The sequence below is a fragment of the Blastomonas sp. 34TW genome (genome assembly GCF_059803595.1).
Window position 1 is genome coordinate 369,984 of sequence record NZ_JAPFGW010000001.1, and the last position, 21,838, is coordinate 391,821.

At 64.9% G+C, this 21,838-nt stretch carries 17 protein-coding genes and 1 tRNA gene; 9 read left to right on the forward strand and 9 right to left on the reverse strand.

Annotated elements, in window-relative coordinates; genetic code table 11:
- Positions 1-45: 45 nt before the first annotated feature.
- From OPU69_RS01740 to OPU69_RS01775, 8 genes are all read right to left on the reverse strand, one after another.
- Positions 46-2,337 carry a GAF domain-containing protein gene (locus OPU69_RS01740; RefSeq protein WP_498509066.1) on the reverse strand — a complete coding sequence of 764 codons (2,292 nt, stop codon included), beginning with the start codon at positions 2,335-2,337 and terminating at the stop codon, positions 46-48.
- Positions 2,337-2,780, reverse strand: coding sequence for a hypothetical protein (locus OPU69_RS01745; RefSeq protein WP_498509067.1), 444 nt, complete (start codon positions 2,778-2,780; stop codon positions 2,337-2,339). Before OPU69_RS01745 ends, OPU69_RS01740 begins: the two co-directional genes overlap by 1 nt.
- 143 nt (positions 2,781-2,923) lie before the next feature.
- Entirely contained in the window at positions 2,924-3,211 is a 288-nt protein-coding gene (locus OPU69_RS01750; RefSeq protein WP_060979947.1) for a BrnA antitoxin family protein, read from the reverse strand.
- Positions 3,171-3,443, reverse strand: a complete 273-nt coding sequence (locus OPU69_RS01755) for a BrnT family toxin (RefSeq protein ID WP_081096893.1) — start codon at positions 3,441-3,443, stop codon at positions 3,171-3,173. Before OPU69_RS01755 ends, OPU69_RS01750 begins: the two co-directional genes overlap by 41 nt.
- 148 nt (positions 3,444-3,591) lie before the next feature.
- Positions 3,592-7,035, reverse strand: coding sequence for a chromosome segregation protein SMC (smc, locus tag OPU69_RS01760; protein ID WP_498509068.1), 3,444 nt, complete (start codon positions 7,033-7,035; stop codon positions 3,592-3,594).
- 110 nt (positions 7,036-7,145) lie between these two features.
- The gene (locus OPU69_RS01765) at positions 7,146-7,892 is read right to left on the reverse strand and encodes a thioredoxin domain-containing protein (protein ID WP_060979923.1); all 747 of its coding nucleotides are present in this window, start codon (positions 7,890-7,892) and stop codon (positions 7,146-7,148) included.
- A 74-nt stretch (positions 7,893-7,966) separates the two neighbouring features.
- Positions 7,967-8,689 (reverse strand): thioredoxin domain-containing protein, encoded by a 723-nt coding sequence (locus tag OPU69_RS01770; protein ID WP_060979922.1) that lies wholly within the window; start codon positions 8,687-8,689, stop codon positions 7,967-7,969.
- A complete protein-coding gene (locus tag OPU69_RS01775) occupies positions 8,686-9,351 on the reverse strand; it encodes a DUF721 domain-containing protein (protein WP_060979921.1) in 666 nt (221 codons plus the stop codon). The genes OPU69_RS01770 and OPU69_RS01775 overlap by 4 nt, the downstream gene beginning before the upstream one ends.
- A 14-nt stretch (positions 9,352-9,365) precedes the next feature.
- Between OPU69_RS01775 and mutY the strand changes: the two genes are divergently transcribed.
- The 9 genes from mutY to OPU69_RS01820 all read left to right on the forward strand — a co-directional run bounded on the left by mutY (position 9,366) and on the right by OPU69_RS01820 (position 19,924).
- Positions 9,366-10,463 (forward strand): A/G-specific adenine glycosylase, encoded by a 1,098-nt coding sequence (gene mutY / locus OPU69_RS01780; protein WP_498509069.1) that lies wholly within the window; start codon positions 9,366-9,368, stop codon positions 10,461-10,463.
- 45 nt (positions 10,464-10,508) lie between these two features.
- Complete coding sequence (locus tag OPU69_RS01785; protein ID WP_067511823.1) at positions 10,509-11,807, forward strand: serine hydrolase domain-containing protein; 1,299 nt, start codon at positions 10,509-10,511, stop codon at positions 11,805-11,807.
- Positions 11,808-11,828: 21 nt separating this feature from the next.
- On the forward strand, positions 11,829-12,713 hold the full coding sequence (nudC, locus tag OPU69_RS01790; RefSeq protein WP_498509070.1) for an NAD(+) diphosphatase: 885 nt from the start codon (positions 11,829-11,831) through the stop codon (positions 12,711-12,713).
- A 117-nt stretch (positions 12,714-12,830) separates the two neighbouring features.
- Positions 12,831-12,904 (forward strand) — tRNA-Gly (locus OPU69_RS01795).
- 297 nt (positions 12,905-13,201) lie between these two features.
- A complete protein-coding gene (locus OPU69_RS01800; protein ID WP_498509071.1) occupies positions 13,202-13,639 on the forward strand; it encodes a PA2169 family four-helix-bundle protein in 438 nt (145 codons plus the stop codon).
- Between the two features lie 91 nt (positions 13,640-13,730).
- Positions 13,731-15,896 carry a catalase gene (locus tag OPU69_RS01805; protein WP_498509073.1) on the forward strand — a complete coding sequence of 722 codons (2,166 nt, stop codon included), beginning with the start codon at positions 13,731-13,733 and terminating at the stop codon, positions 15,894-15,896.
- Positions 15,897-16,632: 736 nt separating this feature from the next.
- The gene (locus OPU69_RS01810; protein WP_498509074.1) at positions 16,633-17,907 is read left to right on the forward strand and encodes a glycosyltransferase; all 1,275 of its coding nucleotides are present in this window, start codon (positions 16,633-16,635) and stop codon (positions 17,905-17,907) included.
- A gap of 89 nt (positions 17,908-17,996) precedes the next feature.
- Positions 17,997-19,154: a prenyltransferase/squalene oxidase repeat-containing protein gene (locus OPU69_RS01815; RefSeq protein WP_498509075.1), complete on the forward strand. Its 1,158-nt coding sequence runs from the start codon at positions 17,997-17,999 to the stop codon at positions 19,152-19,154.
- Positions 19,151-19,924, forward strand: a complete 774-nt coding sequence (locus OPU69_RS01820) for a formyltransferase family protein (protein ID WP_498509076.1) — start codon at positions 19,151-19,153, stop codon at positions 19,922-19,924. Before OPU69_RS01815 ends, OPU69_RS01820 begins: the two co-directional genes overlap by 4 nt.
- On the opposite strand, the gene asnB is transcribed toward OPU69_RS01820, so the two are convergent.
- Positions 19,912-21,780 carry an asparagine synthase (glutamine-hydrolyzing) gene (gene asnB, locus OPU69_RS01825; protein ID WP_498509078.1) on the reverse strand — a complete coding sequence of 623 codons (1,869 nt, stop codon included), beginning with the start codon at positions 21,778-21,780 and terminating at the stop codon, positions 19,912-19,914. The genes OPU69_RS01820 and asnB overlap by 13 nt on opposite strands.
- Positions 21,781-21,838 lie beyond the last annotated feature (58 nt).

Genomic DNA, 21,838 nt, shown 5'->3' on the forward strand with positions numbered 1-21,838 from the left:
CCCGCCCCGGTGGCGGCGGCCCACATGCCGCCACCGGCTGTAGGCCTATTTGTCCTTCATCACCCAGACCCCGTCCCACTCCCCATGGGGCGGGGTCGCTTTGAGGATGCGGCAGCGCTCGACATAGGTGCGTGACAGGCCGTCGCCGGGGTTGAGCGACACGCATTTCTCGAAGCGCGTGATCGCCTCGTCCCAGCGCGCCGCGCGATAGGCGGCAATGCCGTCCTCGAAATGGCCGAGCACGTCGCGCATCGCCGGGAAGGTCTGCGCGTCGTGATAGTCGAGCAGTTCATAGACGCGCACCGGCGCGGTCTTGCCCTTGACCACGACCAGGTCGATGTCGCGCATCCGGTACGTGCCGTTGAAGCGCGAAACGGTGTTCTCGCTCGCCAGGATGCGCGCGGAATAGGCCTTGCACGCGCTTTCCAGCCTGCTGGCCAGGTTCACGCCATCGCCGATGACGGTATAGTCCATCCGCTTGGGGCTGCCGATATTCCCGGAGACGATATGGTCGGTATGGATGCCGACGCCCATGTCGACGGTCTTGAGGCCCCGGTCGCGGCGCTGGGCATTCCATTCCCACAGGGTGCGGATCATGTTTATCGCGGCGCGCGCGGCGCGGTCCGGATCGTCGTCGTGGCGGACGGGCAGGCCGAAACAGGCCATGATCGCATCGCCGATGAACTTGTCGAGCATGCCGCCCTGCGCGGTGATGCAATCGACCATCAGGCTGAAATATTCGTTGAGGAACGAGACGGTGCCTTGCGCGCCATATTCCTCGGTGATGGTCGTGAACCCGCGCACGTCAGTGAACATGATCGTCGCCTCGGCGCTGACCCCGCCCAAGAGGTCGAGCGTGTCATCGTCCATCATCTGCGCGGCGATCACCGGGTCCATATAGCGCGACATGGTGGACTTCATGCGTTTTTCGCTGCTGATGTCCTCGACCATCAGCATCGAGCCGAGCTTGCTGTCGTCGCTTTCGGAGACGAGCGGCATGACTGTGAGGTTGACCGACTTGACGACGCCGGAAAGCGCCACCTCGGCATCGGGGAAGATGTCGCTGCTGCGTTCTTCCTTCACCTTCTCGATGCGGTCCAGGATCCAGCTGCCGCGTTCGTCGAGCAGATCAGACAGCAGCCGTCCCTGCAGATCGGAAGCCTTGCACGACCAGATGCGCTCGATAGCCTGGTTGCAGGTGATGATCTTGCCCAGCGGGTCGAGCGTCAGCACGCCGTTCGACATGCTCTGCAGCACCGATTCATTGTACAGCTTCATCCGCTGCACATCGTCGAACAGCTTGGAATTCTCGAGCGCGATGGCGATCTGCCCGGTAAAGGTCTTGAGTTGCTGCTCGTCCTTGTCGGTGAATGCACCGGTCTTCTTGTTGAGCACCTGGGTGACGCCGATGACCTCGCCCTGCTTGTTGATGATCGGCACGCACAGGATGCAGCGGGTGAAGAAGCCGGTCTGCCGGTCGAAGCTGGGATTGAAGCGCAGGTCCGCATAGGCGTGCGGAATGTTGAGGCTCTGACCGGTCGTGAACACCGTGCCCGCGATGCCGACATTGGACGGGAAGCGGATCTCGTTGACCTTGCCGCCCGCCGAGAAAAGCGAGAACAGGGTTTCGGTCGCCTTGTCGTGGATGAAGATCGTCGCGCGCTCGGCCTCGAACATCCGCACCGTCTCTGCCACCACGCGCTGGAGCAGCCGGGTGAGATCCACCTCCGAGCTGATCTCCGAGATCATCGACAGGAACGCGAGTTCCTTGGCGCGGACCTGCTCGATCTCCTCGATTGATTGAAGGCTCTGCAGGAAAACGGTCGCCTGGCTGGTCATCTCCTCGAGCAGCGCAACGTCATCGGTGGTGAAGTTGCCGTCATGCTTGTTGATGTTCTGCATCACGCCGATGATCTGGCCCAGCGGCGTGCGCACGGGCACGCAGACGATGTTGCGCGTCTTGTAGCCGGTGCGTTGGTCGACGGTGCTGTTGAAACGCGGATCGGCATAGGCATCGTCGACGAGCAGGGGCTCGCCGGTCTGAAAGACATGGCCCGCAATGCCTGAATTGTTGAGAATCCGGATTTCCAGGCTCTGGCTGCCCTGGGCGAAGCGCGAATAAAGCTCGCCCGTCTTGGGATCGTTGAGGAACAGCGTGCCACGATCGCAATCGAGCTCGCGCGAGGTGAGCTCGACCAGCATCGCCAGCACGCCATCGATCTGCGTCATCGTCGCGCATTTGCGGGTGACCTCCAGCAGCACCTCGGTGCGGCGCAGCGCGGCGGCGCGCTGGCTCTCGGTCATGGGACGCGCCAGGGTATCGGTGCCCACGCTCATCAGGCCTTTTCCCTCGTCATCTCTTCCATCCGCTCGCGCAGCGCCTGGATCTGTTGCTGCAGCGCCTGTCGTTCGAGCGCATGATCCGATTCCTGGCGAGCCCGTGCCTGGTCGGCGGCGGTGCGCTCGGCATCCAGCGTCTGGCGCAGCGCATCGATGCTGCCCTTGAGCTGCACGATCTCGGCCTGCGCCGCCGCGCGCTCGGCCTGCAGAGCGTGGTCGGACGCACGTTGCTGCGCTTCCATCTGGTTGCGCATCTGCTGGATTGTCGTGGTAAGATCGGCGATGCGCGCCGCCTCCTCGGACCGGGCGCGCGTGATCTGCAGGTCGGCGTCGTTGGCGGCGGCTTCCAGTGCCTGGCGCAGCCCGTCGATCGTCGCCTGAAGGTGCAGGTTGGCGGCGCGCATTTCCGAAAGCGCGTCCGGAATGGAATCTGATGTCATGCCGATCGTCCCCGCCAAACTGGTCCTATTGGTAACGGCGCATGTCAAGCACGGTTAACCGCTGATTTGCCATAAGGGGGACAATAATCTGTGACAGCGCGCACGCGCCCGGTCATTTGTTGCAATCAGCCGATTGCGCGAAGTTAATCCTTGAGCTTCAAGACCTTGCGCAACTCGGCATTGATCCGGCTCTGCCAGCCGGGGCCGGTGGCACGAAACCCTTCGAGCACCGCCCGATCGAGCCGCAACGTCACCTGCTGCTTGGGATTGTCAGACTTGGGGCGGCCAGGCTTGGTGAGCGTACCGTCAGCGGGGCGGATGAGCTTGTCGCCATGCCACACGGCGGCGCGGCGGAACATGTCTTCCGTCCATTCGGGAGCATCGTCCGGATCAATCCAGGGCTCTTCGGCGGTTTTCAAGCTCTTCGGCATGCACATGTCTCATTGAAATTATGCGGCGAGCGTCACCCCGCCAAGTCCATACCATCGCGATCGCCCGGCCATTGAGTTCACCATAGCTAATGAACCGTTCTTCGCCGTATTCGAAGCGATCATCTGGGATCACCAACCAGACACCTTCAAACACTTTCGGCGCGTCTCGAAAATCCAATCCGCGCTCATTCAGCGTCTTCAACCGTTTGGCTTCATCAAAGCTAATCTTCACAGCCGCCCCCGATGGATGAGGGCCAAGTCCCTCAGAGCATAAATCTCGTCATGACTTTCGCGTCCTTTTCTTGGCCTGCCTGACTTGGGAAGATGGCCATCCTTCACCGGCAGATATTTATGTAACTACAAAAAGCCGCCCCGTCAACCTATTCCATCGCCAGCAGCCGCTCGGCACCGTCCAGATCGACCGAGACCAGGCGGCTCACCCCGCGTTCGACCATGGTGACGCCGAACAGGCGGTGCATGCGGCTCATCGTCACGGCATTGTGGGTGACGATCAGGTAACGGGTGTCGGTGACCACCGCCATGTGATCGAGCAGGTCGCAGAAGCGGTCGATATTGGCGTCGTCGAGCGGCGCATCGACTTCGTCGAGCACGCAGATCGGCGCCGGGTTGGTGAGGAACAGGCCGAAGATCAGCGCCACCGCCGTCAGTGCCTGCTCGCCGCCGGACAGCAGTGTGAGCGACGACAGGCGCTTGCCTGGCGGCTGGGCCATGATCTCGAGCCCGGCTTCGAGTGGGTCGTCGCTGTCGATGAGTTCGAGATGCGCCTTGCCGCCGTTGAACAGCCGCGCGAACAGCGTGCGGAAATGGCCATCGACCGTTTCGAACGCGGCGAGCAGACGCTGGCGACCTTCGCGGTTGAGCGCGCCGATCGATCCGCGCAATCTTGCGATCGCCTCGACCAGTTCATCATGCTCGGCCCGGATCGTCGTCATTTCGGTTTTGAGCGCGGCAAGCTCGTCGGCGGCGATCAGATTGACCGCGCCCAGCCGCTCGCGCGCCTGATGCAGTCGCTCGTGCTCGGCGGCTTCGGTCTCGGCCGCCATGATCTGAGCCGGATCGAAGGCGAAGCGTTCGGGCAGCAGCGGGGGCGGGCATTGGAAGCGCTCGCCGCAGCCCTGTGCGAGTTCGATCCGGCGCTGGTCCTGATGCTCGGCGCGGGCGGTGGCGCCGGCGCGCTGCTCGCGGGCGAGGGCGAGCGTTTCGGATGTCGCCGCAGCGAGACGCTCGGCCTCGGCCAGCGCCTTTTCCGCGGCTTGCGACGCCGCTTCGGTCAGAGCTTGCGCTTGGCGTGCCTCGGCGAGCGAGGCCTGGAGCGCTGTTATCGTCTCGCCGAGCCTCTCGGGCTTGTCGGCGATGCCAGCACGCTCTTGCGCCAGCTCGGCGGCGCGAACCTGCATCTCGCGCAGCCGCTGTGCGGCCTCGCCCGATCGGCCCTGCCAACCCTTGATCTCGGCGCGCACGGTGGCGCGGCGCTCGCGGAGCGCGGAAACCGCCTGGGCCTGCGCCGCCAGCGCCGCCATTGCGGAGCGCAGCCCCGTCTGCGCAGCTTGATTGCGCTCGCCCAGCAGCGTCACCTGTTCGCGCTGTGCCGTGCCATCCGGCAGCATCGCGCGCGCGGCTTGGGCGGCCTGGCGATCCTGCGCGGCAGCGTCGGCGTCGGCCGTCAGACGTTCGATTCGCTCTGCGAGGTCATCACGGCGCTCGGCATCGCGCTGCAACGCGTGCTCGGTCTGGTCGCGATCGCGCAGCGCCTGGCGTTCGGCAGCTTCGGCTGTGCCCAGCGCGCGGCTATGCTCGGCCATCCGCGCCTGCAGATCGGCGAGTTGCTGTTGCGCCAGCGCCAGAGCCGTCTCTGCGCCTTCCAGCCGCTCGGCCAGCGCAGGCCGAGCCGCCTCGAGCTCGGTCAGCCGGGTGCGCCGCTCCAGCCGCTCTGCCGCCGCCGCACCGTCACCGCTCGAAACGAATCCGTCCCAACGACGCACGCGGCCATCGCGTGTGACGAGCCGCAGCCCGGGATCGAGCGTTTGTCCGGCATCGATCTGCGCAACCATGACCAGCGACAGCCGCGCGGCGAGAGCCTCCGGCGCGCGGACATGGTCGGCAAGCCAGGTGCAGCCATCGGGCAGGGCAGGGCGACCGGCGGGCATATCGGCCCCGGTCCAGAAGCGCCCATCGCCCTTGGCCTCGGCAATCGGCGCGCCAAGGTCATCCCCCAGCGCGGCGGCGAGCGCCTTTTCAAAACCCCTGTCGGCCTGAACCTGGTCGAGTGCGCGCTCGCCTCCGCCCGGCTTCTTGGCCAGATCACGCGTCAAGGCGTCGATCTCGCGCGTCATCGCGTTCAGCTCGGCGCGCAGCGTCGCAAGCTCGCTCTGCGCCGCATCGCGCGCCGGAACGACCGCATCGCGATCCGATTGCGCCTTGGCCAGCGCGGCGCTTGCCGCCGCCTTGGCCTGCGCAGCCTGTTCGCATTCGGCCAGCGCATCGTCGCGCAGCCGTGCCAGCTCGGTCGCATCGCCCAGCCCGGCCAGCTGTGCCCGCGTCCGCTGCAATTCCTCATCGGCGCGGCGGTGGCGCGCCAGTGCGGTCGCGAGCGCGGCATCGGCGACCTTGATATCGGCATCGGTGCGCGCGAGCTCGGCCCTCGCTTCGGCCAGCGCCAGCTCGGCCTCGCGCACGGCGCGTTCGGCATTGTCCTGCGCATGCGCCAGCACCGGTCCGCGCGCATCCTCGGCCGCGAGATCGGCCTGCACGCGGGCGTTTTCAGCTTCCAGCCGTTCGAGCGCGGCGGTGGCATCGTGCGTGAGCCGGTCCTCGCGCGCGCTGTCTTCGGCGATGCGCGTCTGCTGCCGGTCGAGATCGGCCAGGCGCTGCACGGCGGCATCGCGCTCTGCGGTCAGCGACGAGAGCCGAAACGCCAGATCCTGGGCGGCATCGCGCGCCGATTGCAGCGCAGCGCGGGTCTCGGCCAGCGTTTCGATTGCCGATCGTTGCCCGGTCTGGGCCTCGTTCTGCGCCGTCTGAGCGGCGACCACGGCGGCCTCTGCCGCCGCAGCCTCTGCCCGCGCCTGCTTCGCCGCCTCGGCAGCCGTGCGCCAGCGTGCGAACAGCGCACGCGCCTCGGCCACGGCGATCTGCTGGCTCAGGGCGCGATAGCGTTCCGCTGCCTTGGCCTGGCGCGAAAGGTTCGCGGCGCGCGCCTCCATATCGGTGAGCACCTGCTGCAGTCGCTCGAGATTCGCCTCGGTCGCGCGCAGCTTCTGTTCGGCATCCTTGCGGCGCACGTGCAGCCCGGCAATGCCTGCTGCTTCTTCGAGCATCTGCCGCCGCTCGACAGGGCGTGCGGAGATGACGGCGGCGATCCGCCCCTGGCTGACCAGCGCCGGACTGTGCGCACCAGTCGCGGCATCGGCGAAGAGCAGCGCGACATCCTTGGCGCGCACATCGCGGCCATTGGCGCGATAGGCGCTGCCTGCGCCGCGCTCGATCCGGCGGACGACCTCGAGTTCGCCATCCTCGACCGTGACCGCGGCGAGCACGGGCTGACTGACCTCGGTGAGCAGCGCCACTTCGGCGAAATTGCGCGCCGGGCGGGTGGCGGTGCCGGCGAAGATCACGTCTTCCATGCCGCCGCCGCGCATCGACTTGGCGGAGCTTTCGCCCATCACCCAGCGGATCGCCTCGAGCAGGTTGGATTTGCCGCAACCATTGGGCCCGACGATGCCGGTCAGCCCGGGTTCGATGCGCAGTTCTGCGGGCTCGACAAAGCTCTTGAACCCGCTGAGCTTCAGCCGCTTGAATCGCATGGGGGCGGTGAAGGCGGGCGCACCGACGGGCTGACCAGAGGCTTCCCCCTGATCGGCTCCGTCAGCAATCAACCCCCCTTGGTCCATTCAACCCCTTTCGCGGCTGGGGGTCAGCGCGCCCCCATTGCCTGGATTTCGGTTTCCAGCGCCGGCCAGCCAGTGAAATCGACCTTGCGACCGTTGATATAGAAGGTCGGCGTGCCCTGGATATCGTCTTCCTTGGTCGCGGTCTGGGTTGCTTCGGCCAGCTTCTGCGCGGTTTCGACATTGGTCAGGCACTGCAGCGCCTGATCGCGCGAGATGCCGCGCTGGGCGAAGAAGTCGATCAGGCCGGTGCCTTCGGCCAGTGCGACGAAGCGCTGATTGTCGGGCAGCGCGAGCGCTGCCTCGAAGCGCTGCTGGCCCATGGCCTGCGCCTTGGTGAAGATGTCCGCCTGGTTGGCCAGCACCTGCTCGCTGAGCGCGAAGAAGCTTTCGTTGGGTCCGCAACGGGTCAGCATCGATGCGGTGAGATCGAGCGGTTCGCGCACGAAATTGCGGAATTCATAGCTGACCCGGCCGCTGGCGACATATTTGTCACGGATGGTGGCAAAGGCCTGTTCGGCAAATTCGGCGCAATGGCTGCAGGTGAGCGATGCATATTCGACCAGCTTGATCGGCGCATCGGGATTGCCCATCACATAATAGCCCTTGTCGGTCTTGGTGACGGTTTCGGTCCAGTTCTTGCCAGCAGGCGCGGGGATGGCGGCAATCGGCTCGCCGGAGGGCGCGCCTTCCGCAGCCTTGTCGGCTTCACCGCTGCATGCGGCGATCGAGAGCATCAGGGGCAGGGCGATCAGGCTGGCAAAACGCTTCATAAAGGCTTGGTCCTTGTCATCGGAAACATGGGGGAAGTTCGACCCCGCGGGTCGGCAATTGCGTGGGTTCTGCTCTAGCGGCTGGCCAGCAGCGGTTCCAGACTTTTCCAGTCATAGACATTGGCCTGCAGCTTGCCGTTGATGGTGAAGCTGGGCGTTCCCTCGATCTTGACGGTCTCGCTGGCAAACTTGGTCATCGCCAGCACCTTGCCCTGTTCGGCCTTGTTGGCCAGGCACGCATCGATCTGGGCATTGGTGGCGAGCGGCGAATGGCGCCGCAGCTCGTCATACAGGCCGAGATCGCTGGCAATGCGCTTCAACCGGGCGTTGATGTCGCCCTGATACCAGGCGGCCTGGCCGTCGCGGCCCAGGCTGCCCGCCTTGGTCATCCAGGTGCGCTGGCTGGCAAGCAGGCCGTGATGGCGGCGGAAGAAGCTGCGCGGTTCGCCGCAACGTGCAAGCAGTGCGACGGTCATGTCGAGCGGATCGCGGATGAAGTTGCGCACCTCCAGGCTGGTCTTGCCCTTGGCGATGAAGCCATCGGCCAGCGCGGGATCCGATTCCTGATCGAACGCCGCGCAATGCGGACAGGTATAGCTCATATACTCGACGATCTTCTGCGTTGCCGCCGGGTTGCCCAGAACATGCCCGCCGACCTGGCTCTGGCTCACGCGGTTGGACCAGTCGGCCGGCGCTGCGGCCTTTTGCGCGGTACCGGGCGATACGGCGAACAGGCTCGCGGCGGCAGCAAGCGCGATGGCGGAAACGGCAAGAAGCGGGCGCAACGGCGCAATCATCGATCGACCTCATCAGGCAGGGGCGGCGCAAACAGGCGCACGGGTTTCAGATTGTCGCTCCTTAGCTGAACCGGGGCTTGCCGGGGAGCCCTTGCAGCGGCCTCGCGCGCTTCCTTTTCCTCCAGGCTGCGCGCCAGCGATTCGAGCACGGACTGCAGCTCGGGGTCGGCAATGGGCTTGAGGCCGTCGGCGGGCGCAATGCTGATTGGCCGCAGCGAAGGTGGGGGGGCAGGGCGCGGCTCGGGCCGTTTGGGCGCCGTAAGCGTGCCGTGGCGATATCTGACGCGCGCCACCGCTGCATAACCGAAGAACCGGTTCACCCGTGCGATGATCTCGGGCTCGGCATGCTGCATGAAGATCGCGGTGGCGCTGGTCACGACGAGATGCAGCGTGCCGTCGGCCTTCTTGCCGCGGGCAAAGGCGATAGATTCCGGGCTGGCCATCGCGGCATAGCGCGGCCCTGCAATCTCGGCCCAGCGGCTGACCAGCGAGCTCTGGATGAAACCGAACTTGCGAAAGCTGGTATCGCCGATCGACGGAATCAGGTCGGCAATACCGCGCGCATCGCCGCCGCGCCTGCGCCGGGGTGCCGGGGCAGGCTGCGCTGTCTTGCGCGGCTTGGTGGTGACGGGCTTATCGCTTTCCATTTCGCGTACGACCATGGCATAGCGCCCCCATGTCCGTCGAGTGTCGCGATGATATTGTGGAAACCGGCACCGGCGCGGTCGCTGAAGCGCTGCTTGCGCATTATGATGTGCATGCCCGTGATCTTCCGTGGCGTGTTTCTCCCGCCGCGCGCCGCGCCGGTTCGAAGCCCGATCCCTATCGCGTCTGGCTGTCCGAGGTGATGCTGCAACAGACCACGGTCGCCGCAGTGACCGGCTATTTCCAGCGCTTCACGACTCGTTGGCCGACGGTCGAGGCGCTCGCCGCCGCGCCGCAGGAAGACGTGCTCGCCGCCTGGGCAGGGCTGGGCTATTATGCCCGCGCCCGCAATCTCATCGCCTGTGCCAACGCGGTGACGAACGAGCATTGCGGGCGTTTTCCCGATAGCGAGGCGGGCCTGCGTGCCTTGCCGGGGATCGGCGATTATACCGCAGCGGCTATCGCAGCGATTGCGTTCGACGAACCTGCGGCGGTTGTCGATGCCAATGTCGAGCGAGTGGTCGCACGGCTGTTCGCGATCACCACACCGCTGCCCGCAGCTCGGACCGAAATCCGGATGCGCACCGCCGAAATCACCCCGCGCGAGCGTCCTGGCGACTTCGCGCAGGCGATGATGGACCTGGGCGCGACCATCTGCACGGTGCGCAACCCCTCGTGCCTGCTCTGCCCGCTCGCGCCGCACTGTGCAGCGCGCGCGCAGGGCATCGCCGAATCGCTGCCGGTCAAGCCGCCGAAAAAGGCCAAGCCGCAGCGCACCGGCACCGCGTTCTGGATCGAACAGGACCGCCAGGTGCTGCTCGTCCAGCGGCCCGGCAAGGGGATGCTCGGCGGGATGCGCGCGCTGCCCGACGATGGCTGGGCTGCGGGCCGCGACGGAACTGCCGAGCCGCCCGTCTCCGGCCAGTGGCAGATCCTCGACGGTGCGGTCGTGCATGTCTTCACGCATTTTTCGCTCGAGCTTGCATTGGCGCTTTATCGTGGCCCTCAAATCGATAAGGTTGCCATTGAAAACCTGAATGGCATCTGGTGGCCGGTGGAACATATTGCGCAAGCCGGGCTTCCTACGCTGTTCGCCAAGGCGGCGGCCGTGGCCATTCAGTATCGATAAAGCCGGACTGGCCAAAGGCGCAGATCCGATGAACGGGAGAAACACATGTCGAAGCTTATGAGCCAGATGCCGCAGATGAGTCGCCGCCACATGCTGGGTTCGGCGGGTCTGCTGGGCCTGTTCGCTGCGATGCCCGGCTATGCCCGGGCGATGGCGAGCGGGGATTTCAGCCTGATCCGCAAGCAGGTGGAGGATTATGTCGCGACCAAGAAAGTGGCGGGCATGCTGGTCTCGCTCGGCTTTGGCGCGCAGCCGGCGGCTCTGATCGGCGCGGGCAATCTTGCGCTCGACATCCCGACCCCTGTCGATGCCAATTCGCTCTGGCGCGTCTATTCGATGACCAAGCCGATCACCGGCATGGCCGCGATGATGCTGATCGAACAGGGCAAATTGAAGCTCGACCAGCCGATCGCCGATTTCATCCCCGAATTCGCCAACATGAAGGTGCTGACCGATCCGGCCAAGAACCTCGATTCGGTACCCGCCAAGACGCTGATCACCCCGCGCCACCTGATGACGCACACGGCGGGGCTCGGCTATAGCATCGTCACCAAGGGACCGCTGCTCGAGGAATATCTGAAGCAGGGCATCAATCCCGGTGCGGTCAGCAAGACGCCGATCCCCGGCTTCCCGGTACCCGCGCCGACCCCGCCAATCGACGAATTCGCGCGCCGTGTCGCTGCGCTGCCGCTGATTGCCGAGCCTGGCACGATCTGGAGCTATTCGATCGGGCTCGACCTGCTCGGCTATGTCATCCAGATCGCATCGGGCATGGAATTCGGCGCGTTCCTGCAGAAGAACATCTTCGATCCGCTTGGCATGACGAGCAGTTACTGGACCGTGCCCCAGAGCGAGGTCGCGCGGCTCAGCACGAATTACGCGCCGTTTGCCGGTGCGCTGATCCCGATCGATCCGGCGCAGGACAGCATCTTCACCGTGCCGCCCGCCTTCCCGTTCGGCGGGGCAGGGCTGGTCAGCAGCGCGGCGGATTATGACCGCTTTCTCGCGATGCTGGTCGGCAAGGGGCAGCTGAACGGCACCCGGATCATGTCCGAGCAAACGGCCTTGATGGGCATGTCCAACCTGTTGCCGCAGACCGCGGTGACCAAGGGGACCTGGGTCGAAAACCAGGGCTTTGGCGCGGGCGGACGCGTTGGCCTCGGCAACGACAAGGGGCCGGCGGGTACCTATGGCTGGGGCGGCGCTGCGGGGACCGTGGCTTTTGTCGATCATGTCCGCGGCATTCGCGCATCGGGCTATACCCAGTACATGCCGTCCGATACCTATCCGTTCCAGCGCGAATTCCCGCAGATGGTGTACGAGCAGCTCAAGGCGATGGGCTGAGCGCGGGCCGGGGGCATCGTCATGAGTCTGTCGCTGATTGCACCGGCACTGACCGGCAACCGCATCGACCGTGCCGACAAGGTGCGCGTCGATCCGGACCGGCTCGCCGGATACATGAACTGGAAGGCGAAGCTGCTTACCCTCAACGGGCTCGAGCCCGAGGTGGATTTCGAAGGCCGGCTGGTCTGGCGCAGCCTGGCCGATGCCGCGCCTGACAGCGAGTTCATCTTCCTTGGCCTGATCGACGATAAGGCGCATTTTGCCGAGCTGAAACGCGGCGAACGCGGGTCTGGGCTGCAATACAATCCGCGTGTCTGGCAGATGCTCGCAGGGCTGCCCGCCGACGAGCTGGCGCTCTATGGCGGCGCGCGCACACTTGTCCACTGGCATGCCCGACACCGCTTCTGCTCGCTGTGCGGCGCGGCGAGTGCGATGAGCAAGGGCGGCTGGTCGCGCACGTGCACCGGCTGCGGCGCGGAGCATTTCCCGCGCGTCGATCCGGTAACGATCATGCTCTCCGAATATCAGGGCAAGGTGCTGCTCGGCCGCCAACCGCGCTTCCCGGCGCGCCGCTTTTCCGCGCTGGCCGGGTTCGTCGAACCGGGCGAGGGCATCGAGGAAGCGGTCGCGCGCGAGCTGTGGGAAGAAGCGGGCGTGCGCGTGAGGAACGTGCGCTATGTCGCCAGCCAGCCCTGGCCGTTCCCCTCGTCGCTGATGATCGCGTGCACCAGCGAGGCTCTGAGCGATGAACTGACGCTCGATACCACCGAGATCGAGGAGGCAGGCTGGTTCAGCGCCGATGAGGTCCGCGCCGCGATGGCGGGAGACGAAAGCGCCCCCTTCATCGCGCCGCCGCCCTTCGCGATCGCGCATGATCTGCTGAAACACTGGCTGGCGCAGCAATAGGGGCGGGGATAGCGCTGGGGCCAGGGGCTCAGCCGGTCGCGGCGCATCACGCCAGATATTGACGCGCCCCGCATCCGGTGGCATGTGCGCCCGACCACGCCACACGGCGCCAGGCGCGCGGGTATAGCTTAGTGGTAAAGCTCCAGCCTTCCAAGCTGGCTAGGCGGGTTCGATTCCCGCTACCCGCTCCAGGGCCGCAGGTTTTGGAATGCTTGCGCTACGACGCGCTCATCAGCGTTTTTGATCCTGTCCTTACGCACCTTCCATCGGCGTAAATCCAAAGCATCATCGTCGCTGCTATGGTCAGCATGGAAGCAGCAACGATGAAATGAGCTTACGCCTCCCCGCCAGATAGCGGCCCATGGGGCGATGTGTTGGGGCGGCGGCCTGTAACGCTGTCGCCTGCCTGGGAACGATCTGCCGAGCCCTGCTTATTGCTGCAAGTGCCCGCCGATTTGGCGCAGCAATAAAACAGGATGGAGACAGATATGGAAGCGACCCGCAGCACCATGAAATCACTGGTCGAGACGACCTTTGATTCGGTCGAAGGTTATCGCAAGGCGGCTGAGACCGCGAAGTCGCCGCAGCTCAAGGCTGTCCTGACCCAGCAGGCGCAGAAGCGTCAGTCGACGCTCGATGCGCTCAATCAGGAACTGGTACGCGTCGGTGGCGATCGCGTGACGAGCGGGACGACCGCTGGCGGCCTGCATCGGCTTTGGGCGGACATCACGTCGCTGTTCGAAAAAGGCGACGAAGCTGCCGCCGAGCGTGCCGAAGAGGGCGAGGATTATCTCGTCAAGAAATTCGAGGCAGCCCTTGAGGAGCGCGATCTCGATCCGGCCTCACGGGCCGTGATCGAGAAGGCGTCTCGCGAAGTGAGGGAAGGCGAGCGTCTGACCGATCAGCTGGCGCGCCAGTACGACTGATCCCAACCGCCCTTCTACCATCGCACACCCGGCGGTGTCCCGAGCGGGACCGCGGGGTGTGTCGTGTTCTCCCCTGACAGGAGTGCTCACAATGTCGGCACCTGACGCAAAAGACCTTCCTTCGCCCGCTACCCGCAATGCTCTTGCCGACCATCAGCCCGGGGCAGGGGCCTCGCCCATTTCCGAAGCCGAGGGCAATGCCGGCGAGCTCCACCAGAATGTTCCCCCAGAGGCTGACCACTCTGCCGGGCAGGACCATCTGACCGATAATTTCGGCCACCGGATTGCTGACAATCAAAATTCGCTGAAGGCCGGCGAACGCGGGCCGACCTTGCTCGAAGATTTCGTGCTCCGCGAAAAGATATTTCACTTCGATCATGAGCGAATTCCCGAACGTATCGTGCATGCGCGCGGTTCGGGCGCGCACGGAACGTTCGAGGTGAGCAAGGCGATTCCCGAGTGGACCAAGGCGGCGCTGTTTCAAAAGAAGGGCAATAGCTGCCCCGTCTTCGTGCGCTTTTCGACCGTCGCGGGAGGGTCGGGCAGCGTAGACACGCCGCGCGATGTACGCGGATTTGCTGTCAAACTGTACACCGAGCAAGGCAATTGGGACCTGGTCGGCAACAATATCCCCGTCTTCTTCATCCAGGATGCGATGAAATTTCCCGATCTGGTCCATAGCGTGAAGATGGAGGCCGACCGGGGCTATCCGCAGGCCGCCAGCGCCCATGATACGTTCTGGGACTTTATCAGCCTGATGCCCGAGGCCATGCACATGATCATGTGGGCCATGTCGGACCGGGGCATTCCGCGATCGTTGCGCATGATCGAAGGCTTCGGCGTCCACACCTTCCGCTTCGTCAATGCCAAGGGCGAAGGTAAGTTCGTGAAGTTCCATTGGAAGCCCGTGCTGGGGCTGGAGAGCACCACCTGGGACGAGGCGGTCAAGATTGCGGGCGCCGATCCCGACTTTCATCGTCGCGACCTGTGGGAGGCGATCGATTCCGGCAATTTCCCGCAATGGGACCTCGGCGTTCAGGTGTTCGACGAAGCCTGGGCCTCGCAACAGCCCTATGACGTGCTCGATGCGACCAAGCTGATCCCCGAGGAGGAAATCCCGGTCGAGGTCATCGGTCGGATGACACTGAACCGCAATGTCGACAATTTCTTCGCGGAAACCGAGCAGGCGGCATTCCTGCCGACCAACATTCTGCCGGGAATCGACTTTTCCAACGATCCGCTGCTTCAGGGGCGGCTGTTCAGCTATCTCGACACGCAGAAGTCGCGGCTGGGGACGACCAATTTCCACCAGATTCCGATCAACGCGCCCAAATGCCCGTTCCATAATTTTCAGCGCGATGGTCTGATGCAGACCCTCGTTCCGACCGGGCGCGCCAATTACGAACCCAACAGCCTTGCCGAGGCAGGCGAGCATGGCGGTCCGCGTGCATGCCCCGAAACCGGGTTCACCTCCTTCAGGGAGAATGCGGAGCGCAACGATCCCGCCGAGAAGCTGCGGGTACGCGCGGAAGCCTTTGCCGATCACTACAGCCAGGCGAGGTTGTTCTACCGGTCGCAGACCGAAAACGAGCAGGCGCATATTGCATCCGCGCTCGTTTTCGAGCTCTCGAAGGTGGAGATCGAACATGTTCCGCCGCGGCTGATCGCGCGGCTTCGGAATGTCGACGAGGACCTCGCCAAGCGGGTCGCCGACGGGTTGGGTATCGAGCTTCCCGGACGGGCGGCTGCAGCCAAGGCGCCGGTCGATCTTGGCACTTCCGATGCCCTGTCGATCCAGAAACAGGCCAAGCAGACCTTCAAGGGCCGCAAGATTGGTATCCTGTTCGACGAGGGATCGGATCGCCAGGCGATCACGCAGCTGGTGTCCGACATCCAAACCGCTGGCGGCACGGCGTTTCTGGTAGCGCCGAAAATCGGTCCGCTAAAGTTGAAGGGTGGGGAACTCAAAGCCAATGGCCAGCTCGCAGGTTCCCCTTCGGTGCTCTTTGACGCAGTGGTTGCCATGCTGTTGCCGGAGCGCGCCGAGAAACTGGCGAAGGATGTCGGTGCGGTGGCCTGGTTCGCCGATGCCTGGTATCACTGCAAGACCATCGGTGCCTGTGCAGGTACACGTGAGCACCTGCTGCCCAAGGCCAATATCGAGCCCGATGACGGGGTCGTGGATCCTGAAGCCTTTATGGCGATCGGGCCCGTCCGACACTGGGCGCGAGAGCCGAAGGTTCGCGACCTCGCCTGACTTTCGCTGATTCTGGCGGCAACCTGACGGCCATGGCGGGCTGGAGATCGTCTGGCAGCAGGTCGCCGCAGGAGAAATTTGGCGCATGAGCCCAGCAATGGTTTCATGCGCCAGGCTCTGCCGATTGCGCGTTGCGGCGCAGCCTGAGGGCAAGCGGATTTCCAGAAGAACTGCGCTTGCCCCGTATGTTCTCTCGGCAGCTGTGCAGCACTGTTCCTGCGTACGCATCAGCTGTGCAGGCCGCGCCTTTTGATCGAGTATTATCGAATATCCGCAGATACGTGGATATTAAATTGCACAATAATTGTGGGACTGCAGTCACCTGATAGGTTTTTTCTATGCAGGCCATGGAATGATTTCTAATTTCTTTTTGCCAATTATCATGGAATATAATCCGGTTCCTGCGTGCCGGGAGGGATATCGTGTAGCTTGATATGGCAGCACAGGATCCCGGAGCGCGAATTGGAGCAGATCCATGGTGATGCCCCGGTGTTGCCGGGTCGCAGCTGGAGCAATCCGGGGCATTATCCATCCCTCAGATGCACCTGTCTGCGCCGCATGATTTGGGTTTTCACCGCCGATCACGCCGCCAGGTCGGGGCGAGCGAGGCCGGACACCAGACGTGCCAGGAAAAAGCAAAGGCTGACATGCACATCGAACCAGGCCTGTTCCCCGCTTTTGCCCGCAAACGCCAGATTGCCATCCTGGCCGCCGATTGCTGAGCGGACGCAAAATCATGCAGCATCGCATCCTGCTCGTTGCGGGTTTTTTTCCGCCTTATTCTCCGCTGGGTGCGGTGCGTGCCCCCATGCTTGCGCGCTGGTGGTCGCAGCAGGGCCATGACGTGCGGGTCATTGCGCTCGAGAATCCGGCGGTTGCCGGACAGCTTGAGCACTGTCTGGCGCCCGAGGCGGTTCGCTACATTCCGTTCAGCCCCCCCGCGCCGGTGCTGCGCCAGGCTGCAGACAGTGCCAAGGTCCTGCTCGCGAAGCCAGATAGCCGCTTCAAGCCCCATATAGAGAGCTGCAAGACGCTGTATCGTCAGGTGGTCCACTTCCCCGACCGGTACCGCAAATGGATCAAGCCTGCCGTCGAGCACGCGGTGGCGATGGCAGGGCAATGGCAGCCGGACCTGATCTATTCCACTGCTCCGCCCCATTCCGGCCATGTCGTTGCCTGCCAGATTGCCCGGCGGTTGCGGTGCCGATGGGTGGCCGAGCTTCGCGACCTCTGGGCGGACAACCCGTATAATGACGGCCACCCGCTGTTCGAGCCGATCGCGCGTCGCTATGCCTGGACCACGCTGGCGAAAGCAGCGGGGCATGTGGTGCTCACTCGCGGCTCGGCCAAGCGTGTTGGCCGCGCGCTCGGTCGGCCGGTGACGCTCAGCTATAACGGTTTCGGTGCAGACGATTTCGCCTCGCTCGACAGTGTATCTGCGCATGATCCGCACCGGCTGACCCTGGTCCATGCCGGGATAATCTATGCCGGGCAGCGCGAACCGACGATGTTGCTGGCCGCACTTGCAAAGCTTGACGCTTCGGCCCGGGCGCGAATTCGGGTGATCTTCTTTCACGACGAGGAATCGGCCGTGCTGTCGGGCGCTGCGCATCACGGCGTTTCGGACTGTATCGAAATGCGAGACCCCGTTCCGCGCCCCGAAATCCTGAAGCTGGAGCGCGAGGCCGATGCGCTGCTGCTGTGTCGCTGGAACGACCCCGCCGAGGATGCGATCATCCCGGGCAAGCTGTTCGAATATATCGGTGCCCGCCGGCCGATCCTTTCAATCGGCTCGCTCACCGGCGAGGCCGCGGACATCGTGCGTGCAGGTCCCTTTGGCGTGGTGATGACCGATCCGGACGACATCGCGCGCCAACTTCTCGCCTGGCTGGCGCAGAAGGACGCCCATGGCGGCCGACTGCCGGATCTGCTGGAGGAGCCGACCCGCGCCTATCTTCGCGAAACCCAGTTCCAGCAGGTCGACGCGGCCATAGCCGACATCCTGCGTTAGCCCGGCTTTAAGTCGCCCGCCTTATGGACAGGACCATGCTTGCCTCGGTGAAGATCGCTGCCCGTCACGCTCTGGATTGCCGGCCCTGGATGGCCGGGCATGGCGCCTATCTGCTGCATCAGGTGAGCGGCAGAGGTCCGCTCGACGAGGCCGGAGCACTGGACGATGCGGCGCTGCGCGCTGCCGCCGGCTGGCTCGCCGCCGCGCAGGACAGCCAGGGTGATGGTGGCTTTTCCGGGCGGTACAAGCTGGCGAGCGGATGGTCGTCCAGCTATCCCGAAACCACGGGCTATATCATCCCCACGCTGCTCAAGCTGGCAGACCATTGGGGCGAGCCGCAATGGCGTGATCGTGCTGCGCGCGCGATCGATTTTCTGCTCGGCCTGCAACTGGCCGATGGAGCCTTTCCCGGAGGCGAGGTGCTGGAGAACCGCTCCAGACCATCGCCCTTCAACAGCGCGCAGATCCTGCATGGCCTCACCCATTGGGCGCGCAGCACAGGCGACGGCCGGGCTGCTGCCGCCGCTGCCCGCTGCGCGGCGTGGCTGATATCGGTGCAGGATGCGGATGGTGCCTATCGCCGCCATTTCTATCTCGATGTCGCTGCAACCTATGCCGCGCACCTGAGCTGCTGGCTCGCCGAATATGGCGATGCCTTTGGCGACAGCGCGGCGCTGGCCAGCGCGGAACGGCACCTGGACTGGGTGCTCGCACGGCAGGACAAGGCGACCGGCTGGTTCGATCTGGCGGGCTTTACCGAGGACCAGCATCGCGACCGCAACGCCTATACCCACACCATCGCCTATACGGTGGCTGGCGTGCTGACGACCAGCCTGATCCTGAAGCGCGAAGACGGCATCGCCGCGGCGCGACAGGCCGCCGAAGGGATCATGCGCCGGCTGGAACTGTCGCGGCGGCTGCCCGGCGTGCTCGACTGGCGCTGGCGCGAGGTCGAACATCCGCAATGCCTGACCGGCAACGCCCAGATGGCGCTGATCTGGTTTGCGCTGACAAGGGCTGACGGCGACTGGCGCTTTGCCAATGCCGGGTTCAAGGCGCTCGACCTGGTCAAGCATGCGCAGCTTCGCGACAATGTAAACCCTGGCCTTGCCGGTGGGATCGGCGGATCGGACCCGGTCTGGGGCAGCTATATTCCCAAGGCGCTGCCCAATTGGGCCGCGAAATATTTCATCGACGGCCTGCTCGAAAAGCGCAGGCTTCTTCAGGAGGCCGCTTCGAACCCGTGAGGATCGCGCTGCTCACCCACCGGCACTCGCGCAAGGGCGCGGTGGTCGCCTCGGCGCTGGCGGCGCGCGGAATTCGGCCAGCGCTGATCGTCTGCGAGCAGCCCCAGATTGCGCCAGCCACGGCGCGGCTGCGCGCGCTGATCCTGGAGCGCGGGCCCGGGGCGCTGACCGACAAGCTGCTCTCCAGGCTGGGCGGCAAGCCCCAAGCAGAGCAGCCGCAGGCGAGCGCATCGGGCCTAATGCGCGATGCCGCAGGCTATGCGGCGCAGCACGGAATCGTGTGTCTCGACCTGCCCGATCTGGTTTCCGCCGCCTCGCTCGACCGGCTGCGCGGCGAAGCCATCGACCTGATGATCCATGCTGGCGCTGGCATCTTGCGCGCGCCGCTGCTCGGCATCCCGCGCCTCGGCGTGCTCAATGCGCATATGGGGGTGCTGCCGCGCTATCGCGGGATGAATGTCGCCGAATGGGCGGCCTGGGAGGGCGGCCCGCTGGGGGCGACATTGCACTGGATCGACCCGGGCATCGATACCGGGCGGATCATCCGCATCGTCCCGGTGGCGCGCCAGGGCATCGGCAATATTGCTGCCCTGCGCAAGGCAGTGGACGAGGCGCAGGCAGCCGCTCTAGCCGACCTGGTCGCGGAGATGGTGGCGAGCGGTCAGGCACCGACGGCCGAACCGCAGCGGCGCGAGGATGGCCGCCAGTATTTCACCATGCACCCGCAAATCGCACAGCTGCTCGAGCAGCGGCTCGCTCAATCGGCATAGACCGCGCACCAGCGGTCGAACATCGCGATGCCCCAGAGCTGCTCCAGCGCGCGCCGCTCGTTCCTGCAGGCGCGCGCGACGATCGGCTGCAGGCCTTCCAGCGATATCCAGTTGTGGAATTCGCGGCTGACCGGAACATAACCGCCTGCATCGCGCAGCCGCTCGGCAAACCAGGGGAAGATCGGCAGCGGGAAGCCCCGCTTGGGCGCCTTCAGCACCGCATCGGGCAGGCGGGTGGCGACAAAATCGCGCAGCACCGCCTTGGTGCGGAACTGTCCCGGCAGGCCGATCCGGGCCTCGATCGGGGTCGACTGGCACCATTCGACCAGTGGCAGGTGCAGAAAGGGCACGCGCGTTTCCAGCGACGCTGCCATCGCCATCTTGTCGGCCTTCATCAGCAGGTCCTCGACCAGCCAGGTGCCGAAATCGGCCTGCTGGCTCTGCGCCAGCGGGTTGACGGAGTCGGCAAGCGTGTACCAGCCCTGCACCAGATCGTAGCTGGGTACCATGTCCGGCCCGCGCCAGAACGCAGCCTTTTCCGCGTCGCTGATCGTCCAGCCGATATGCGCGGCCATGCCCCGGCGATAGGCGCCCGGTCCGCCTTCGGCCATGGCGCGAAAGATCGAGGCGCGATCGGACGAAACGAGCCGCGCGGCCAGCCGCAGCAGCGGACGGGGCACATGACCATAACGGCGCGCGACCTTGGCCAGGGTCGCTAGATCGGCTGGCCGGGTATAGCCTAGCAGCAGCTCGTCCGACCCTTCGCCCGACATAGCCACCTTCACATGCTCGCTGGCCTTGCGCGACAGCAGATACAGCGCAGCGCCGGTCGCATCGCCATAGGGCTCGTCAAAGGCGCGTACCACATCGTCCAGCGCGTCGAAATAATCGGCCTGCGCCATGCGGATTTCATGATGCCGGGTGCCGAAGCGCTCGGCCACGGCGCGCGCCAGCGGCAGTTCGTCATCGGCGCCAGCGCCATCGCCGCTGATCGAGAAGCTGTGCAGATCGCGATGGCCAAGCTCGCTCGCCGCAGCCACGATCGCCCCGGAATCGAGCCCGCCCGAAAGAAATGCGCCAACGGGCACGTCGGCGGCCACGATATGGCTGTCGACCGCCGCGAGGAACTGGTCGGCAAATTCTCGCGCATAATCGCGCGACGGATCGAAGACGCCAGGGGTCAGGTCGGCACGCCAGTAGGTCTCGATGGTCTGGTGGCCATCGCTAAGCTTGCGGCGCAGCAGCTGCCCCGGCCCCAGCTTGCCGATGCCGGCCCAGATCGTGCGGTCGGGCGCCATGAAGCGCATCGAGAGATAATCCCACAGCGCCTGCGGGTCGATTGCGGGGCGGCCGGGCAGGGCGGCCAGGATCGCCTTGATCTCGCTGGCAAACAGGAATTCGCCCTGATGCTCCGCGATATAGAGCGGCTTGATGCCGATCTGATCGCGCGCGAGGATGAGCTCGTCGCTGCGCGCATCGTGGATGGCCACCGCGAACATGCCGTTAAGGCGCGCAAAGGCCGCGGTGCCTTCGGCATGATAGAGGTTCAGGATCACCTCGGTGTCCGAACGCGTGTGGAAGGCATAGCCTTTGGCTTCAAGCTCGGCGCGCAATGCCCGGTAATTGTAGATCTCGCCGTTGAACACGATGGTGACGCCATCGGGGGTCTTCATCGGCTGGTGCCCGGTGCTCAGATCGATGATCGCCAGCCGCCGCATCGCGAGCGCCAGCCCGGGCGCGAGATGCACACCATCATCGTCGGGACCGCGATGCAGGATCGCTCCGTTCATGGCTGCCACGCGCCGCGCCAGTTGCTCGGGAGGGTCAGCGCAAATCAGTCCAACAATGCCGCACATCGTCCGGAAAATACCACAGAAAGAGTTAGCAAAGCGCTATTCCATCGATGTCCCGCGC

Bases quoted from the DNA above. Each gene is read 5' to 3' on its own strand.
- OPU69_RS01750 (WP_060979947.1), bottom strand. From the start codon at position 3,211: ATGCCGAAGAGCTTGAAAACCGCCGAAGAGCCCTGGATTGATCCGGAC.
- OPU69_RS01740 (WP_498509066.1), bottom strand. From the start codon at position 2,337: ATGAGCGTGGGCACCGATACCCTGGCGCGTCCCATGACCGAGAGCCAG.
- mutY (WP_498509069.1), top strand. From the start codon at position 9,366: ATGTCCGTCGAGTGTCGCGATGATATTGTGGAAACCGGCACCGGCGCG.
- asnB (WP_498509078.1), bottom strand. From the start codon at position 21,780: ATGTGCGGCATTGTTGGACTGATTTGCGCTGACCCTCCCGAGCAACTG.
- OPU69_RS01800 (WP_498509071.1), top strand. From the start codon at position 13,202: ATGGAAGCGACCCGCAGCACCATGAAATCACTGGTCGAGACGACCTTT.
- smc (WP_498509068.1), bottom strand. From the start codon at position 7,035: ATGCGATTCAAGCGGCTGAAGCTCAGCGGGTTCAAGAGCTTTGTCGAG.
- OPU69_RS01745 (WP_498509067.1), bottom strand. From the start codon at position 2,780: ATGACATCAGATTCCATTCCGGACGCGCTTTCGGAAATGCGCGCCGCC.
- OPU69_RS01815 (WP_498509075.1), top strand. From the start codon at position 17,997: ATGGCCGGGCATGGCGCCTATCTGCTGCATCAGGTGAGCGGCAGAGGT.
- OPU69_RS01775 (WP_060979921.1), bottom strand. From the start codon at position 9,351: ATGGTCGTACGCGAAATGGAAAGCGATAAGCCCGTCACCACCAAGCCG.
- OPU69_RS01785 (WP_067511823.1), top strand. From the start codon at position 10,509: ATGTCGAAGCTTATGAGCCAGATGCCGCAGATGAGTCGCCGCCACATG.
- nudC (WP_498509070.1), top strand. From the start codon at position 11,829: ATGAGTCTGTCGCTGATTGCACCGGCACTGACCGGCAACCGCATCGAC.
- OPU69_RS01810 (WP_498509074.1), top strand. From the start codon at position 16,633: ATGCAGCATCGCATCCTGCTCGTTGCGGGTTTTTTTCCGCCTTATTCT.
- OPU69_RS01770 (WP_060979922.1), bottom strand. From the start codon at position 8,689: ATGATTGCGCCGTTGCGCCCGCTTCTTGCCGTTTCCGCCATCGCGCTT.
- OPU69_RS01765 (WP_060979923.1), bottom strand. From the start codon at position 7,892: ATGAAGCGTTTTGCCAGCCTGATCGCCCTGCCCCTGATGCTCTCGATC.
- OPU69_RS01805 (WP_498509073.1), top strand. From the start codon at position 13,731: ATGTCGGCACCTGACGCAAAAGACCTTCCTTCGCCCGCTACCCGCAAT.